The organism is Bradyrhizobium sp. 154, from assembly GCF_023073875.1.
GTDB lineage: Bacteria > Pseudomonadota > Alphaproteobacteria > Rhizobiales > Xanthobacteraceae > Bradyrhizobium.
In genome coordinates, this window is record NZ_JADPKG010000117.1 from 199,009 (window position 1) to 214,267 (window position 15,259).

Annotated in this window: 11 protein-coding genes; 9 read left to right on the forward strand and 2 right to left on the reverse strand. The window is 64.6% G+C overall.

Annotated features, from left to right (window positions below; all coding sequences use genetic code 11):
* Nucleotides 1–20: 20 nt before the first annotated feature.
* Genes IVA92_RS31890 through IVA92_RS31900 form a run of 3 tightly spaced genes read left to right on the forward strand, consistent with a single transcriptional unit; the run spans nt 21 to nt 4,101 of the window.
* On the forward strand, nt 21–1,934 hold the full coding sequence (locus IVA92_RS31890; protein ID WP_247278739.1) for an SDR family NAD(P)-dependent oxidoreductase: 1,914 nt from the start codon (nt 21–23) through the stop codon (nt 1,932–1,934).
* A gap of 2 nt (nt 1,935–1,936) precedes the next feature.
* Nucleotides 1,937–3,151 carry a glycosyltransferase family 4 protein gene (locus IVA92_RS31895; protein ID WP_247278738.1) on the forward strand — a complete coding sequence of 405 codons (1,215 nt, stop codon included), beginning with the start codon at nt 1,937–1,939 and terminating at the stop codon, nt 3,149–3,151.
* A gap of 2 nt (nt 3,152–3,153) precedes the next feature.
* On the forward strand, nt 3,154–4,101 hold the full coding sequence (locus tag IVA92_RS31900; RefSeq protein WP_247278737.1) for an NAD-dependent epimerase/dehydratase family protein: 948 nt from the start codon (nt 3,154–3,156) through the stop codon (nt 4,099–4,101).
* Here the strand turns inward: IVA92_RS31900 and IVA92_RS31905 are convergent.
* Together IVA92_RS31905 and IVA92_RS31910 are read right to left on the reverse strand one after the other, a co-directional pair.
* A complete protein-coding gene (locus IVA92_RS31905) occupies nt 4,089–5,108 on the reverse strand; it encodes a glycosyltransferase family 4 protein (protein WP_247278736.1) in 1,020 nt (339 codons plus the stop codon). The two genes, IVA92_RS31900 and IVA92_RS31905, sit on opposite strands and share 13 nt — an antisense overlap.
* Complete coding sequence (locus IVA92_RS31910; RefSeq protein ID WP_247278735.1) at nt 5,105–6,064, reverse strand: lysylphosphatidylglycerol synthase transmembrane domain-containing protein; 960 nt, start codon at nt 6,062–6,064, stop codon at nt 5,105–5,107. The genes IVA92_RS31905 and IVA92_RS31910 overlap by 4 nt, the downstream gene beginning before the upstream one ends.
* Nucleotides 6,065–6,286: 222 nt before the next feature.
* Between IVA92_RS31910 and IVA92_RS31915 the strand changes: the two genes are divergently transcribed.
* From IVA92_RS31915 to IVA92_RS31940, 6 genes are all read left to right on the forward strand, one after another.
* The gene (locus IVA92_RS31915) at nt 6,287–7,276 is read left to right on the forward strand and encodes an NAD-dependent epimerase (RefSeq protein ID WP_247278734.1); all 990 of its coding nucleotides are present in this window, start codon (nt 6,287–6,289) and stop codon (nt 7,274–7,276) included.
* 7 nt (nt 7,277–7,283) lie between these two features.
* The gene (locus tag IVA92_RS31920; RefSeq protein WP_247278733.1) at nt 7,284–8,696 is read left to right on the forward strand and encodes a mannose-1-phosphate guanylyltransferase/mannose-6-phosphate isomerase; all 1,413 of its coding nucleotides are present in this window, start codon (nt 7,284–7,286) and stop codon (nt 8,694–8,696) included.
* Nucleotides 8,697–8,879: 183 nt separating this feature from the next.
* Complete coding sequence (locus IVA92_RS31925) at nt 8,880–9,884, forward strand: Gfo/Idh/MocA family oxidoreductase (RefSeq protein ID WP_247278732.1); 1,005 nt, start codon at nt 8,880–8,882, stop codon at nt 9,882–9,884.
* A gap of 49 nt (nt 9,885–9,933) precedes the next feature.
* Nucleotides 9,934–11,085 (forward strand): DegT/DnrJ/EryC1/StrS family aminotransferase, encoded by a 1,152-nt coding sequence (locus IVA92_RS31930; protein WP_247278731.1) that lies wholly within the window; start codon nt 9,934–9,936, stop codon nt 11,083–11,085.
* Nucleotides 11,086–11,321: 236 nt separating this feature from the next.
* On the forward strand, nt 11,322–12,851 hold the full coding sequence (gene murJ / locus IVA92_RS31935; RefSeq protein ID WP_247278730.1) for a murein biosynthesis integral membrane protein MurJ: 1,530 nt from the start codon (nt 11,322–11,324) through the stop codon (nt 12,849–12,851).
* A gap of 81 nt (nt 12,852–12,932) precedes the next feature.
* Nucleotides 12,933–15,242: a xanthine dehydrogenase family protein molybdopterin-binding subunit gene (locus tag IVA92_RS31940; RefSeq protein WP_247278729.1), complete on the forward strand. Its 2,310-nt coding sequence runs from the start codon at nt 12,933–12,935 to the stop codon at nt 15,240–15,242.
* The last annotated feature ends 17 nt before the right edge of the window (nt 15,243–15,259 follow it).

A 15,259-nucleotide genomic window follows, 5' to 3' on the forward strand; every position in this document is an offset into this window, starting at 1 on the left:
GGGATTTCATCGGTCGGCGGATGACGCGTCTTTCGCATCTTACCTTGCGCAATTTCCTGATCGCGCTCCACGACTTGCTGGCAACCACGGCCGCGCTTTTTGCCGCGTTCTATCTGCGATTCGAGGGTGGCGAAGGCTTCTTCGATCGCTTGCCGCTGCTGTTCCAGATCCTGCCCTACTTTCTCGCCTTCAGCGTGATCGTGTTCTTCGTCTTAAACCTGACCACGACGAAATGGCGCTTCACCTCGCTGCCGGATGCCCTGAACATCATTCGCGCGGCGACCGTGCTCACGGTTGCTCTGCTCGTGCTGGACTACATCTTCGTTGCGCCCAACGTCCGTGGCAGCTTCTTCGTGGGCAAGGTGACCATCGTCCTCTACTGGTTCCTGGAGATCGCCTTCCTCAGCGCGCTGCGGATGACTTACCGCTACTTCCGCTACACCCGGGTGCGGCGTCATGCCCGCTCCGATCACGCAGCCCCGACGCTGCTCATCGGGCGGACTGCGGATGCCGACGTGTTGCTCCGCGGCATCGAGAGCGGAGCGATCAAGCGGATTTGGCCGCTCGGCATATTGTCGCCCTCGCGCGCCGATCTGGGTCAGCTCATCCGCAACGTGCCGGTGCTGGGTGGCATCGATGACGTCGAGGATGTCATTACTGATTTTGCCAAGCGCAACAATGCGATCGCCCGTCTCGTGATGACGCCTTCGGCGTTCGAGCCGGAAGCCCATCCAGAATCGATCCTGATGCGGGCACGCAAGTTGGGCGTGATCGTGAGCCGCATGCCCTCGCTGGAGAGCGGCGAGCCGCCGCGACTCACCGCGATCGCGGTCGAGGACCTTCTGTTGCGGCCGAGCGAGAAGATCGACTATGCGCGACTGGAAGCGCTGATCAAGGGCAAGGCAGTGATCGTCACCGGCGGCGGCGGCTCGATAGGATCCGAGATATGCGAGCGCGTGGTCGCCTTTGGTGCGGCGCGCCTGCTGATTCTGGAGAATTCCGAGCCGGCGCTCTACGCAGTCACAGAGACGCTCGCTGCGCACGGCTCCGGTGCTGCGATCGAAGGGCGAATTGCCGACATCCGCGATCGCGAGCGCATCATGCGCCTGATGGCGGAGTTCAAGCCGGACATCGTGTTCCATGCCGCAGCGCTCAAGCACGTGCCGATCCTCGAGCGCGACTGGAGCGAGGGGGTCAAGACAAACATCTTCGGCTCGATCAACGTCGCCGATGCGGCACTTGCCGCCGGCGCCGAAGCGATGGTGATGATCTCGACCGACAAGGCGATCGAGCCGGTATCGATGCTCGGTCTGACCAAGCGCTTCGCCGAGATGTATTGCCAAGCGCTCGACCACGATCTTACAGCAGCGACCGGCGCGGCCAGGCCGCCGATGCGGCTGATCTCGGTGCGATTCGGCAATGTGCTGGCCTCGAACGGTTCGGTGGTGCCGAAGTTCAAGGCCCAGATCGAGGCCGGCGGCCCTGTCACCGTCACCCATCCCGAAATGGTCCGTTACTTCATGACCATTCGTGAAGCTTGTGATCTCGTCATCACGGCAGCGACGCACGCGCTCGGACCGGCGCGGCCGGATGTCTCGGTCTACGTGCTCAATATGGGGCAGCCGGTGAAGATCGTCGATCTGGCTGAGCGCATGATCCGCCTCTCCGGGCTGCAACCCGGGTACGACATCGAAATCGTGTTTACTGGCATGCGGCCTGGTGAACGCTTGCAAGAAATCCTGTTTGCCTCGGAGGAGCCGACCCGCGAAATCGGCCTTGCCGGCATCATGGCGGCGCAGCCGAACGAGCCGCCGATGCAGACCCTGCGCAAATGGATCGCGGCCCTGGAGCAGGCGATCGCGCGCGACGATCGCGCCACCATCAGGACCATCCTTAAAGATGCAGTTCCCGAATTCGGGTCGACCGCGGCCTGACCATGGAGCCTCGAGGCAAGATAGTAGTCGCGAGCCAGCATTACCCGCCCGATCCGAGCACGACAGCGGCGATCATGGCCGAGATCGCCTGCGGTCTCGCCGCCGACCACGAAGTCGTTGTGCTGTCGGGCTCGCCGGGCGCATTGCCGGCCGCGCAGACTGGCCCGGGCAAGCCGCGCGTCGTCGCGATCAGGAACCGCATGGCAGACAAAGCGGCGCTGGTGCGGCGTGGCGTCTCCGAGCTCTTGTTCGCGACGCGCGCGTTCTTCGCACTGGTGCGGGAACTGAGGCAAGGGGACGTCGTGCTCACGGTCACTGCGCCCTTCATGCTGCCCTATGCGGTGGCAGCGGCAGCCAGATTGAAGGGCGCGCGCTCGGCCCTAATCATGCACGACCTCTTTCCGGACGTGCTGGTGATGGCAGGCTTGCTGAAGCCTGGCTCGTTGTTGACGCGGACGATGCGCGCCGCCAACGGCCTGATGTTCCGCGCGCTCAATGCCGTCATCACCATCGGCCGCGACGCGGAGCGGCCGCTGCTGAGCTATCCCGGAATGACGCGGAGCAAGATCCGCTTCATCCCGAACTGGGCAACGCTCGTGCCCGCTCCGCGGCCGCTCATGCCGGACAACCCGTTCCGCAAAGCGCTCTCCGCGCGCTTCATCGTCGGTCTGTCGGGCAATCTCGGCTTCACCCATGATCCAGAGATCGTGTTCGAGGCGGCGCGACTTCTGAAGGACGAGGCGGACATTCACTTCCTGCTGTCCGGCTGGGGCATCGGCTTCGAACGGCTGAAGCAGTTGCAGGCGGCCGCGAACCTGTCCAATGTCTCCTTCGTGGCGCGTGTCGAGGATGCCGAGCTCGAGGCATTTCTGGCATCCGCCAATCTCTGGATCATTCCGTACCGGAAGGACGTTGCTGGGGTGTCGGTGCCGAGTCGGTTCTACAATCTGCTTGCGGTCGGCCGTCCCGTGGTGCTGGTCTCCGAGCCGGACGCCGAGGCCGCGTTGACCGTGGTGGAGAACGGACTCGGCTGGGTCGTGACGCCGGGCCGCGCCGATCGGCTCATTGAAGCGATCCGTGCAGCGTCCCGCTCCGACACGTCGGCAATGGCGGAGCGCGCGGTGAACGCGGCATCGCGATTCGACCGGACCATCGCGATGAACGCATATGCCGATCTGATCGACGAACTCTTGAACAATCCGGACCTGGCGGAATAACGATGAGCGAGAGCAAACCGGTCGTGCTGGTGACGGGAGCGAGCGGCTTCGTCGGCCGTCATGTGGCCCCCGCACTGGCGAGCGAGGGATGGTCGGTCCGACGGGCGGTCCGCAGCTCGGAGGGCATCGGCGACGAAGTCATCATCGAATCGATCGGTCCGGATACCAATTGGCAGGCTGCGCTCGAAGGAATAGACGCCGTCGTCCATCTCGCCGCCCGCGTTCATCACAAGCGCGAGGAGCACGCAGCCGAGCTGTATCGCAACGTCAACGTCGCCGGCACACTGCGCTTGGCTCGAAGTGCGTCGAAGGCCGGCGCGCGCCAGTTCATCTTCGTCAGCACCGTTCTCGTCCATGGTCGCAGCAATGAAGGACGTGCTCCATTCTGCGAGGACGACATCCTTACGCCGCGCGGCATCTACGGCATGTCCAAGGTCGAGGCCGAAGCGGGGTTGAGGACGTTGGCGTCCAATGGCGACATGAGGATCTCGGCGATCAGACCGCCGTTGGTCTACGGCGCGGGGGCTAAGGGTAATTTTGCGCTGCTGAGTCGTGCGGTGAATCTAGGGCTTCCGCTGCCTTTTGGCGCGATCCGCAATCAGCGTGCCTTTCTTGCCATACAGAATCTTACCTCATTCATTCTGCATCGGCTCGCTCATCCCGATCGTGCGAGCAATTTCGAGGTATTTCTCGTGGCTGACAGGGAGCAAGTCTCAACGCCCGAATTTATTGAACGTCTGGCCAGGGCATCCGGCAAACACCCGCGGCTCTTCCGCACGTCGCCTGCGCTGCTCAGCACGCTTCTCGGCGTGATCGGCGGGCGGGACATGCGTGACAGCCTGCTCGGCTCGCTCGAGCTCAACGTCTCCAAGGCGATCGCAACCGGCTGGCAGCCGCAGGTCTCCCTCGATGAGGGTTTGCGGCTCGCGCTGTCAGCTCAGGACGCCTGAGGGCGGGAGAAGCGCCGCAGGACCAATCCGATCGCGATTGCGCCAGCGACAAGCGCAAATGACGTGATCGCCGTTGAACCGGCACGAACGGTGGCAATGGCGAGCAACGCCAGCAGGAAATTGAGCGCGAATGCCTCGCCGACCACCCGCTTCACCGTGAACCCGTTGTCGATTGCGCGCTGATAAAAATGCGTACGGTGCGCCGACCAGAACGGCTCGCGCCGCGCGATCCGCCGAGACAGCGTGATGGTGGAATCGGCGAGATAATAGGCCGGCAGCAGCAGTGCCGCGGCCGTCTGCCCGCGAAAAGCGAGCTCGAGCAGGCACCAGCCAAGCAAAAGGCCGATCGGCAGGCTGCCGACATCGCCCAGGAAGACTTTTGCCACCGGACGGTTGAACGGTGCAAAGCCGAGCATGCCGCCGCACAGCGTCGCCGCGACGAGCGCGGCCGGCCATGGCAGCTCGCCCAGCCACCCCAGCAGCAGCAGCGCCGCAGTGACCGGCACCACTTCCGCGGCCGTCATCAGGTCGAGCCCGTCCATGAAGTTGACGAGGTTCACGAACCAGACCCCTGCGAGCAGGATGAGGCCGCGCTCCAGCGCAAGCGGCAGCGCCGGAACGATGCGCGCAGTCTCGGGCGCAGTGAACACCACGGCGCCGACGGCCGCGGCCTGCAGCACCAGCCGCACCAGCACCGGGAGCGATACGATGTCGTCGGCAAATCCGACCAGCGCGATCAAGACCGTCGCACCGACCAGCGCGAGCGGGATCGCGGCGTTCGCGACACTCGCAAAGAGCGAGGCGACGATGAGCGTCGCCGTGATCACGGCGATGCCCGCACCCTGCGGGGTCGGAATGCGATGCGAGGACCGCGCGTTCGGCCGTGCCAGCGCGTAGCGCTGGAGCAGGGGACGGCTGGTCCAGGTGATGAGCGCCGACACCAGCGCGGCGATTGCGACGGCAACGAGCGACGGGACGGCAGCGAGGGCGTCGGCGGCCGAGCTCACTGGGGCACTCCGATCGGGACCGACCCTTGCGCGGCCTTCTCCGCGCTGAGGATCCAGACCAGGCCGCCGATCGCGCCGACGATGAAGAACACGGCGCCAAACAGCAGCGAGACGTTGACACCTTCGTTTGCGGCGAGTCCGGCGAAGCCGAATGCGAGGCCCATCGTGGCTTCACGCACGCCCCAGCCCGCGATCGAGATCGGCATCATGGTGATCAGCATCACCGGCGGGACGAGCAGGAATATCTGGCCGAAGCTGATCGGCGCGGCGATCGCCTGCACGACGCACCAGGCGACGACGACGGCAAGCACGTGAATGAGGACCGACAGGACCGCGATGATCGGTCCGCGGCTGCGGCTGAAGATCACGCGATTGGCGATCACGGCACAGGCGTGGATGTGATGCGTCGCCCACCAGGTCTTCAGCCAGCGCCATTTCAACGCGCCAAAGATCAGGAAACCGAGGCCGCCCGCCAGTGCCGCGAAATCGATGAGCAGCAGCGCCGAGCGCCCGTGCGGATCGGTGATGAGGGTATAGCTCCAGGGCAGGCTTGCGACGATGAGCACCGCGAGCGCGATCAAGCCGATCGCGCGATCGACGAAGATCGAGTAGGTCGCCGCGCGCCAGCCGGCGCCGGCGCGCGCGACCAGCCACAGCCGGACCGCATCGCCGCCGATCGCCGACGGCAGGGTCTGGTTGAAGAAGGCACCGATCACGTTGTAACGCATGGCACGGCCGAGCTCGAGCGGCGCGCCGCACGCGGCGCTGATCTCGCGCCAGCGCAGCACGCCGACGAAGATTTGCAGGAACGCGACCGCGATCGCCACGCCGATCCAGAACAGGCTGGACACCGTGAAGCGCGAGAACAGTTCGGACAGGTCCACATTGCGCAGCGCCAGATACAGCAGCGCCGCGGAAATCAGGATCTTGGCCGCGGAAAACAGGATTCGGCGCATCTCGCCCGCTTGAACAGGTTTGCGAAGATTGGAGGCAACCCGACGCGAGGCGCCGAATTCGGCCGCTTTGGTATGGTTTTGGCGCCGATCTTGCAATAGCCGTGTGTAAAGCACTGTGCAGCGGCGTTTGAAGGGCCTGCATGAGGAGCGGCAGGCCTATTGCGACCTCCACGATGCGGCGGCTAAACAGGCTCTGCGGGCAAGGGATCCCTGGGGAACAGGATGACGGATCAGGCGATTTTGGTCACGGGCGCTGCCGGCTTCATCGGCTTTCACGTTGCCCGCCAGCTTTTGGCCGAAGGCCGGCCCGTCGTCGGGCTCGACAATCTCAACAGCTATTACGATCCCGCGCTGAAGCGAGCGCGCCTTGCACTGCTCAAGAAGGAGCGCGGTTTCTCCTTCGTCGAGGCCGACCTCGCCGACCGTGACACGATCGCGGCGCTGTTTGCGCGACATCAATTTGCCAAGGTCGCGCATCTCGCGGCCCAGGCCGGCGTGCGCTACTCGATCGAGCAGCCGCATGCCTACGCCGATTCCAATCTCCAGGGCTTTCTCAACGTGCTCGAAGGGTGCCGCAACAATGGCTGTCGTCACCTCGTCTACGCATCGTCATCCTCCATTTATGGCGCCAACACAAAAATGCCATTCGCCGTGCAGGACCGCACTGACCATCCCGTGAGCTTCTACGCCGCGACCAAGAAAGCGAACGAAGTGATGGCGCAGTCCTACAGTCATCTCTACCGGCTGCCGGTCGCGGGCCTGCGCTTCTTTACCATCTACGGGCCGTGGGGACGGCCTGATATGGCCATGTTTCTCTTTGTAGATGCCATTATGGCGGGCAGGCCGATCCGGCTCTTTAACCATGGCAGGATGCGCCGCGACTTCACCTATATTGATGATGTGAGCCGTGTAGTATCCAGGCTGATCGATCTTGTGCCTGCGGACGATCAGGCTGCCGCAAATGCGCCGTCAAAGCTCTACAATGTCGGCAATCACCATCCGGAGGAATTGATGCACGTCGTCGGTCTTCTGGAGCGGGAGCTGGGCCGGACGGCGATCAAAGAATTGCTGCCGATGCAGCCGGGAGATGTGCTGGAAACGTTCGCGGATGTCGAGGATCTGATGCGCGACACCGGCTTTGCGCCGTCAACGCCGATCGAGCATGGGGTCCGTAACTTTGTCACCTGGTATCGGGACTATTTCAAGGTTTGAGATGACGATGGACAAACGCATAATCCCCCTGATCATGTGCGGCGGCGCCGGCACGCGGCTGTGGCCAGCTTCGCGCGAGGTGCGGCCCAAGCAATTCCTGCCGCTGTTCGGCACCCGCTCGACCTTCCAGGACACGCTACTGCGCGTCTCGGATCCCTCGCTGTTCGACCGGCCGATCGTCATCACCAATGCGGTCTATCGCTTCATGGTGCTGGAGCAGCTCACCGAGATCGGGATCGAGGCCGACGTGATCCTCGAGCCGATGCGGCGCGATTCGGGACCTGCGATCGCTGCGGGTGCGGTGTTCGCGCAGAACCGCGCTAACGAGGCGATCGTGCTCGCGCTCGCCGCCGACCACGTGGTGCGGGACAATGCTGCTTTCGTCGCCGCCTGCCGCGAAGGCCTTGCGGCTGCGAATGCCGGGCGCATCGTCACGTTCGGCGTCAAGCCGGAGCGGCCGGCGACCGAATACGGCTATATCAACCCGGGCGAGGTGATATCAGGCGAGGTGCATGCGGTCGCGCGTTTCGTCGAGAAGCCGGATGCGGTGAAGGCATCGGACTACGTCAATTCCGGCTATCTCTGGAACAGCGGCAACTTCATGTTCCCGGCCGGCGTGCTGCTCGACGAATATCGCAGGGTCGATGCGGCGAGCATCGAGACGGTTACGAGCGCCGTCATCAATGCCGGCCGCGATCTCGGCTTCGTGACGCTGGAGCCCGAGGCCTTCGGCGCGGCGAAGGCGATCTCTATCGACTATGCGGTGATGGAAAAGACCTCGCGTGCAGCAGTCGTGCCGGTGTCCTGCGGCTGGTCCGATGTCGGCTCCTGGCTCGCGGTGTGGGAGCTGTCGGAGAAGGACGCGCAAGGCAACGCCGCGCACGGCACCGCGGTGTTCGAAGATTCCCGCAACTGCAACGTCACGACGGATTCCGCGCTGGTCGCGCTCGAAGGCGTCGACGATCTCGTGGTGGTCGCGACTGCGGACGCGGTGCTGGTCTCGCGCCAGAAGGACGCCAACGGCTTGAAGCGTCTGGTGGCCAAGCTGAAGGCGGTCGCGCCGAAGGTCACCGAGGAGCATCTCAAGGTGCACCGGCCCTGGGGCAGCTACCAGTCCGTCGACAACGGCGCGCGCCACCAGGTCAAGCGCATCGTGGTGAAGCCGGGCGGCCGCCTGTCGCTGCAGAAGCATCACCATCGTGCCGAGCACTGGATCGTGGTGCGGGGCACGGCACAGGTGACGGTCAACGACACCGTGAAAGCGGTGCACGAGAACGAGTCGATCTACATTCCGATGGGCGCCGTTCACCGGATGGAGAACCCCGGTAAAATCATGCTGGAGCTGATCGAGGTCCAGACCGGAAGCTATCTCGGGGAAGACGACATCATCCGGATTGAAGACGACTATCAAAGGTCGTAACCACCAAGCTCCGAATCACGCGGCCCGGGTCGAAAGAGCGGTATCTGCTCCGGTTCAAGACCCGGGGAACGTGTAATTTTTTGAATCAAATCGTGTCCGGCTGGCTAGCGCGGCGTTCGCCACAAATGTGGCGCCCGTGCTAGAAGCGGCGCCGGGGATTTGGGTTGAATCGGGGTTCTATCAATGAGTTCCAAAGGGTCTGCACCGGCAAAGGCCGGCCTGCGTGTCGGCGTCATTGGCGCAGGCGTGATGGGCAGTAACCACGCGCGCGTGCTTAGCGGCCTTCCCGGCGTCAGTCTGGTCGGCATCGTCGATCCTTCGCCGGTGCACCGGACGCGCACCATCGAGCTTGCGAGCTGCCCGGGCTTCGAGACGCTCGACCAGCTCCTCGCCGTAGGCCCCGATGCCGTCACCATCGCGGCGCCGACCCATCTGCATCACGAGATCGCGCTCGCCTGCATCGCCAAGAACATCCACGTGCTTGTCGAGAAGCCGATCGCATCTACGGTCGAAGAGGGCCGTGAGATCGTCGCCGCTGCGCAAAAGTCCGGCGTCACGCTGATGATCGGTCATGTCGAGCGCTTCAATCCGGCGGTTGCCGCGGTCAAGCAGGCGATCGCGGGCGAGGACATCCTGTCGATCGCGATTACCCGCGTCGGCCCGTTCCCGCCGCGCATGTCCAATGTCGGCGTCGTCATCGACCTTGCCGTGCACGACATCGATTTGATCCGCTGGTTCACCGAGTCCGACATCGTTGAGGTGCAGCCGCAGCTGTCGAGCGCGGTCGCCGAGCGCGAGGACATTGCGCTGTTGCAGTTCCGCACGGAGAGCGGCGTGCTCGCCCACATCAACACCAACTGGCTGACGCCGTTCAAGGCGCGCAGCGTCACGGTTGCGACGCGCGGCAAATACGTGATGGGTGATCTGTTGACGCGCCAGGTCACCGAATGCTTCGGCTTCAAGCCTGACGGCAGCTATTCGATGCGGCATCTGCCGGTCGGCCATGACGAGCCGCTGCGCGCCGAGCTGATCGCGTTCTTGAAGGCAGTGGCTAACGGCGAGACGCCGGCGGTGACCGGCGACGAAGGCGTCGCCAGCCTCGAGATCGCGACGCGGTGCCTGGAGACGCCATCGCGGCCCGCGGCCACGGCGCCTGCCCGCAAGGCCCCGCGCCGTGTCGCCGGCTAATTCTATCCATCTCGACTTCTCAACTTCGCGAGAAAACCAGCAAAGCGCCATGAACCAGCATCTGCGTTCCGATCCCATTCCCTTCATCGATGTCGGCGCGCAGCGCCGCCGGCTCGGCGCCTCGCTCGATGCCGCCGTGAAGCGGGTTCTCGACCATTGCCAGTTCGTCAACGGCCCTGAGGTCTTCGAGCTCGAGAAGCAGCTTGCGGCCTATTGCGGCGCCAAGCACGTGATCGGCTGCGGCAGCGGGACCGACGCGATCCTGATGGTGATGATGGCGAAGAATGTCGGGCCCGGCGACGCCGTGTTGTGTCCGTCCTTCACCTTCATCGCGACGGCGTCGCCGGTGGCGCGGACCGGCGCGACGCCGGTCTATGTCGACGTCGACGAGGCGACCTTCAACATGAGCCCGGAATCGCTGAAGCGCGGCATCGTGACTGCGCGCAAGGCGGGGCTCAAGCCCGTCGCGGTCATTCCGGTCGACCTGTTCGGCCAGCCTGCCGATCACGATTCAATCGCCGAAATCGCCAAGGCCGAAGGGCTGTTCGTGCTCGACGACGCCGCGCAAGCGTTCGGCGCGAGCTACAAAGGCCGCAAGCTCGGCACGCTCGCGCTCGCCACCGCGACGAGCTTCTTTCCGGCAAAACCGCTCGGCTGTTTCGGCGACGGCGGCGCGATCTTCACCGATGACGACGAGCTTGCCGCGACGCTGCGCAGCATCCGCGTGCACGGGCAGGGCGTCGACAAATACGACAACGTTCGCCTCGGCCTGACCGGCCGGCTGGACACCATGCAGGCCGCGATCCTGATCGAGAAGCTGAAGATTTTCGACGACGAGATCGCCGCCCGCAACAGGGTTGCGGAACGTTACGCGCTTGGCCTGTCCAATGTCGTCACCGTGCCGCGTCTTAGCCCCGGCAGCACATCGGTGTGGGCGCAGTACACCGTCCGCCTGCCTGAAGGCACCGACCGCGACGGTTTTGCCGCCGCGCTGAAGGCCCAGGGCGTGCCGACCGCGATCTATTACGGCAAGTCGATGCATCAGCAGACCGCCTACAGGCACTATCCGGTCGCAGAAGGCGGTCTGCCCGCTTGCGAGAGCCTGTCGCAGGACGTCATCAGCCTGCCGATGCACGCTTATTTGACTGAAGCGGACCAAGAGCGGGTCATCGCCGCGGTGCGCGGTGCGCTGGCGGGCTGAGTTCTGGGTTTAGCTCTTCGTTCCCTCTGCCCTTGTGGGAAAGGGTGGCTCGCCGCGTAAGCGGCGAGACGGGTGAGAGGTCTCTCTCCGCAACGAAAGCTGGGAGAGAAACCCCTCACCCCAATGAGCTTGTGTCTACCCGCGGAGCAGCCCTCTCCCACAAGGGGAGAGGGCGCAGTAATGCGCATCGCAAGATGCAATCGACCTCCGCCCGATAAGCCTCTAGAACGGTCCGCATGCTCGGACGCATCTTCACGGTTGGTGGTTACACGCTGCTCTCGCGGGTGACGGGATTTGCCCGCGACATCATGCTCGCGGCGATTCTCGGCGCCGGCCCCGTGGCCGACGCCTTCTTCGTGGCGCTGCGGCTGCCCAATCATTTCCGCGCGATCTTCGCCGAGGGCGCCTTCAATGCGGCCTGGGTGCCGGCTTATGCCCACGTTCACGGCGAGCGCGGGGAGGGGGCGGCGCGACTGTTTGCCGACCGCATCTTCACGCTGCTGCTGGCCTCGCAAATCGTGCTGCTGATCGTCGCCTGGCTGTTCATGCCGCAAGCCATGAGCATACTTGCACCGGGCTTTTCCGAGGATGCCGAGCAGCGCAAGCTCGCGATCGAGCTGACCCGGATCACGTTTCCCTATCTCCTGCTGATCACGCTGGTGACGCTCTATGGCGGCATCCTCAATGTGATGCAGCGCTTTGCCAGCGCCGCGGCGGCGTCGATCTTTCTTAACATCTCGATGATGATGACGTTGGCGGTCGCCGCCTGGTTTCCGACCGCAGGGCACGCGGCGGCGTGGGGCGTGCTGATCTCCGGCTTCCTGCAATATGTCCTGCTCGCCGGCGATCTGGCCCGCCACGGCGGCCTGCCGCGCTTCGCACCGCTCAGGCTCGATGAAGACGTCCGTGGCTTCTTCAAAGCGCTAGGCCCGGCGACGCTGGGCTCGATGGGCACGCAAGTCGCGCTGTTCGCCGACACCATCATCGCGACGTTCCTGCCCGTCGGCGCGCTGTCGGCGCTCTATTACGCCGACCGCCTCAACCAGCTGCCGATCGGTGTGATCGGCATCGCCATCGGCACGGTGCTGTTGCCAGAGATGTCGCGGCGGATCACCGCCAACGACCACGACGGTGCGATGAAGGCGCAACGCCGTGCCTTCGACTTCACGCTGCTGTTCTCAGTGCCGTTCGTCGCGGCCTTTATCACCGTGCCTGACGCGATCATGCGCGCGCTGTTCGCCCGCGGGGCGTTCTCGAAGGCCGATGCGGCCGCGGCAGGTGCAACGCTCGCGGCCTACGCGGTCGGCCTGATCCCCTTCGTGCTGATCCGCAGCGCGGTCGCGACTTTCTATGCGCGCAAGGATACGGCAACGCCGGTGCGGGCGTCGCTGACCGGCATCGCGGTCAATGTCGCCCTGAAGGTTGCCCTGATGGGATCGCTCGCCCAGATTGGCCTCGCGCTCGCGACAGCCGTCGGTGTCTGGACCAATTTGCTGCTGGTGCTGTTCTTCGCCGTGCGGCGAGGCTTTCTCGTGCTGGACCGCGCCTGGCTGATGTCGCTCGGCAAATTCCTGCTGACCGGCCTCATCCTGGCCGCTGCCTTCTGGCTGATCGCGCGCTTCAGCGCGACGACTTTTCCCTCCACGCAGGCGTTCCGGGACGAATTGACGCTGATCCTGTTGGTCGTCGGGGGCGCAATCGTCTACGCGATCGCGATCCTCGCGTTGTTTGGCCGCAGGTGGCTGGTGTCGCTGGTGCGCAACTAGTTTTTATCGCTAACCCGTTTGCCTTGCCAGTTTTTCCACGGCAATATGCCGGCAAAACAACCATGAGAACGGGAAGATAAAATGGCGGCTCCCATCAAGTTCGGCGTTGGCCAAAGCGTGCTGCGCAAAGAGGATGACGCACTCATCCGCGGCAAGGGCCGCTACACCGACGATTACGCGCCGCAGGCCGCGCTCCGCTGCTTGATGCTGCGCTCGCCGCATGCGCATGCCAAATACACGATCGACGTGAGCCGCGCCCGCGGCTTGCCGGGCGTCGCGCTCATCCTGACCGCAGATGACGTTGCGGATCTCGGCAATCTGCCCTGCCTGTTCAACCTCGAGACGGATCCCTTCACCGGCCCGCCTTACCCGATCCTGGCCAAGGATGAGGTGCGCCATGTCGGCGATGCCGTCGCCTTCGTCGTCGCCGAGACCATCGACCAGGCTCGCGACGCGATCGAGGCGATCGGGGTCAAATGGAGCCCGCTGCCGGCGGTGACCGGTGTCGTGAACGCCGTGAAGCCCGGGGCCCCGCAGGTTTGGCCGGACAAGCCCGGCAACGTGCTGTTCGACGTCTCGATCGGCGACAAGAAAGCGACCGAAGCCGCCTTCGCCAAGGCGCATGCAGTCGCCGAAATCTCCATCGTCAATCCGCGCGTGGTCGCGAGCTTCATGGAGACGCGCGCCGCCGTGTGCGAATACGACGCCAAGCGCGATCATCTGACGCTCACCGTCGGCAGCCAGGGCAGCCATCGCCTGCGCGACATCCTCTGCCAGAACGTGCTCAATATTCCCACCGACAAGATGCGGGTGATCTGCCCCGACGTCGGCGGCGGCTTCGGCACAAAACTGTTTCCCTATCGGGAATACGCCCTGATGGCAGTCGCCGCGCGACAGCTGAAGAAGGCGGTGAAGTGGGCGGCCGACCGCACCGAGCATTTCATGGGCGACGCGCAGGGCCGCGACAACGTCACCACCGCGAAGATGGCGCTGGCCGAGGACGGCAAGTTCCTTGCGATGGATTGCGACCTGATGGGCGACATGGGGGCGTATCTGTCGACCTTCGGGCCCTACATCCCGCATGGCGGGGCCGGCATGCTGCCTGGCCTCTACGACATCCAGGCCTTCCACTGCCGGGTGCGCACCATCTTCACCCACAGCGTGCCGGTCGATGCCTATCGCGGCGCCGGGCGTCCGGAGGCGGCCTATGTCATCGAACGTCTCGTCGACGCTTGCGCGCGAAAGCTTGACATGACGCCGGACGCCGTCCGCCGCAAGAATTTCATCCCGCCGAAAGCGCTGCCCTACAAGACCGCGACCGGCAAGATCTACGATTCCGGCGACTTCGCCGCGCATCTCAAGCGCGCGATGGAGATCGCGGAATGGAAGGAGTTCGGAAAGCGCGCCAAGGCGGCCAAGAAGCAGGGGCTGATCCGCGGCATCGGGCTTGCCAGCTATGTCGAGATCTGTGGCGTGATGGGCGAGGAGACCGCCAATGTCCGTCTCGATCCCAATGGCGACGTCACCGTCCTGATCGGCACGCAATCGAGCGGGCAGGGCCATCAGACGGCCTATGCGCAGATCGTCGCCGAACAGTTCGGCCTGCCGCCGGAGCGTGTGCACATCCGCCAGGGCGACACCGACGAGATCGCGACAGGTCTCGGCACCGGCGGTTCAGCCTCGATACCCACCGGCGGCGTCTGCGTGGAGCGTGCTGCGGGCGAGCTGGGCAAGAAGCTGAAGGAGTTCGCAGCGCAGGCGCTGGAAGCGAGCGCGGGCGATCTCGAGATTACCGACGGCGTGATCCGGATTGCCGGCACCGACCGCTCGATCTCCTTCGCCGACCTCGCCAAGCGGCCCGGCGCCGATCCGTCGAACTTGAACGGCAGCGCGACCTTTGCCAGCGCCGACGGCACCTATCCCAACGGCACGCATCTGGCGGAGGTCGAGATCGATCCGGCCACCGGCATCATCAGAATCGTCAACTATGTGATCGTCGACGATTTCGGCAAGACGCTCAATCCGCTGCTCTTGGCGGGGCAGGTGCATGGCGGCGCCATGCAGGGCATCGGCCAGGCCTTGATGGAGCAGGTGGTCTATGGCGCGGGCGACGGCCAGCTCATCACCGCGACCTTCATGGACTACGCGGTGCCGCGCGCGGCGGACGGGCCGGCCTTCGTGTTCGAGACCAACAACGTCCCCTGCAAGACCAACCCGCTGGGCGTCAAGGGTGCCGGCGAGGCCGGCGCGATCGGCTCTTGTCCGGCCGTCGTCAACGCCATCGTCGATGCGCTCTGGCGCGAATACAAGATCGACCATATCGACATGCCGGCAACGCCCGAGCGGGTGTGGATCGCGATCAACGAGCACCACCGGCGCCACAGCCTGTGATTCACGCGATGGAATGA

Excerpts from the sequence above, each read along its gene's own strand:
- IVA92_RS31930 (WP_247278731.1), top strand. The coding sequence starts at position 9,934 with ATGAACCAGCATCTGCGTTCCGATCCCATTCCCTTCATCGATGTCGGC.
- IVA92_RS31920 (WP_247278733.1), top strand. The coding sequence starts at position 7,284 with ATGGACAAACGCATAATCCCCCTGATCATGTGCGGCGGCGCCGGCACG.
- IVA92_RS31910 (WP_247278735.1), bottom strand. The coding sequence starts at position 6,064 with ATGCGCCGAATCCTGTTTTCCGCGGCCAAGATCCTGATTTCCGCGGCG.
- IVA92_RS31925 (WP_247278732.1), top strand. The coding sequence starts at position 8,880 with ATGAGTTCCAAAGGGTCTGCACCGGCAAAGGCCGGCCTGCGTGTCGGC.
- IVA92_RS31900 (WP_247278737.1), top strand. The coding sequence starts at position 3,154 with ATGAGCGAGAGCAAACCGGTCGTGCTGGTGACGGGAGCGAGCGGCTTC.
- IVA92_RS31895 (WP_247278738.1), top strand. The coding sequence starts at position 1,937 with ATGGAGCCTCGAGGCAAGATAGTAGTCGCGAGCCAGCATTACCCGCCC.
- murJ (WP_247278730.1), top strand. The coding sequence starts at position 11,322 with ATGCTCGGACGCATCTTCACGGTTGGTGGTTACACGCTGCTCTCGCGG.
- IVA92_RS31915 (WP_247278734.1), top strand. The coding sequence starts at position 6,287 with ATGACGGATCAGGCGATTTTGGTCACGGGCGCTGCCGGCTTCATCGGC.
- IVA92_RS31940 (WP_247278729.1), top strand. The coding sequence starts at position 12,933 with ATGGCGGCTCCCATCAAGTTCGGCGTTGGCCAAAGCGTGCTGCGCAAA.
- IVA92_RS31890 (WP_247278739.1), top strand. The coding sequence starts at position 21 with ATGACGCGTCTTTCGCATCTTACCTTGCGCAATTTCCTGATCGCGCTC.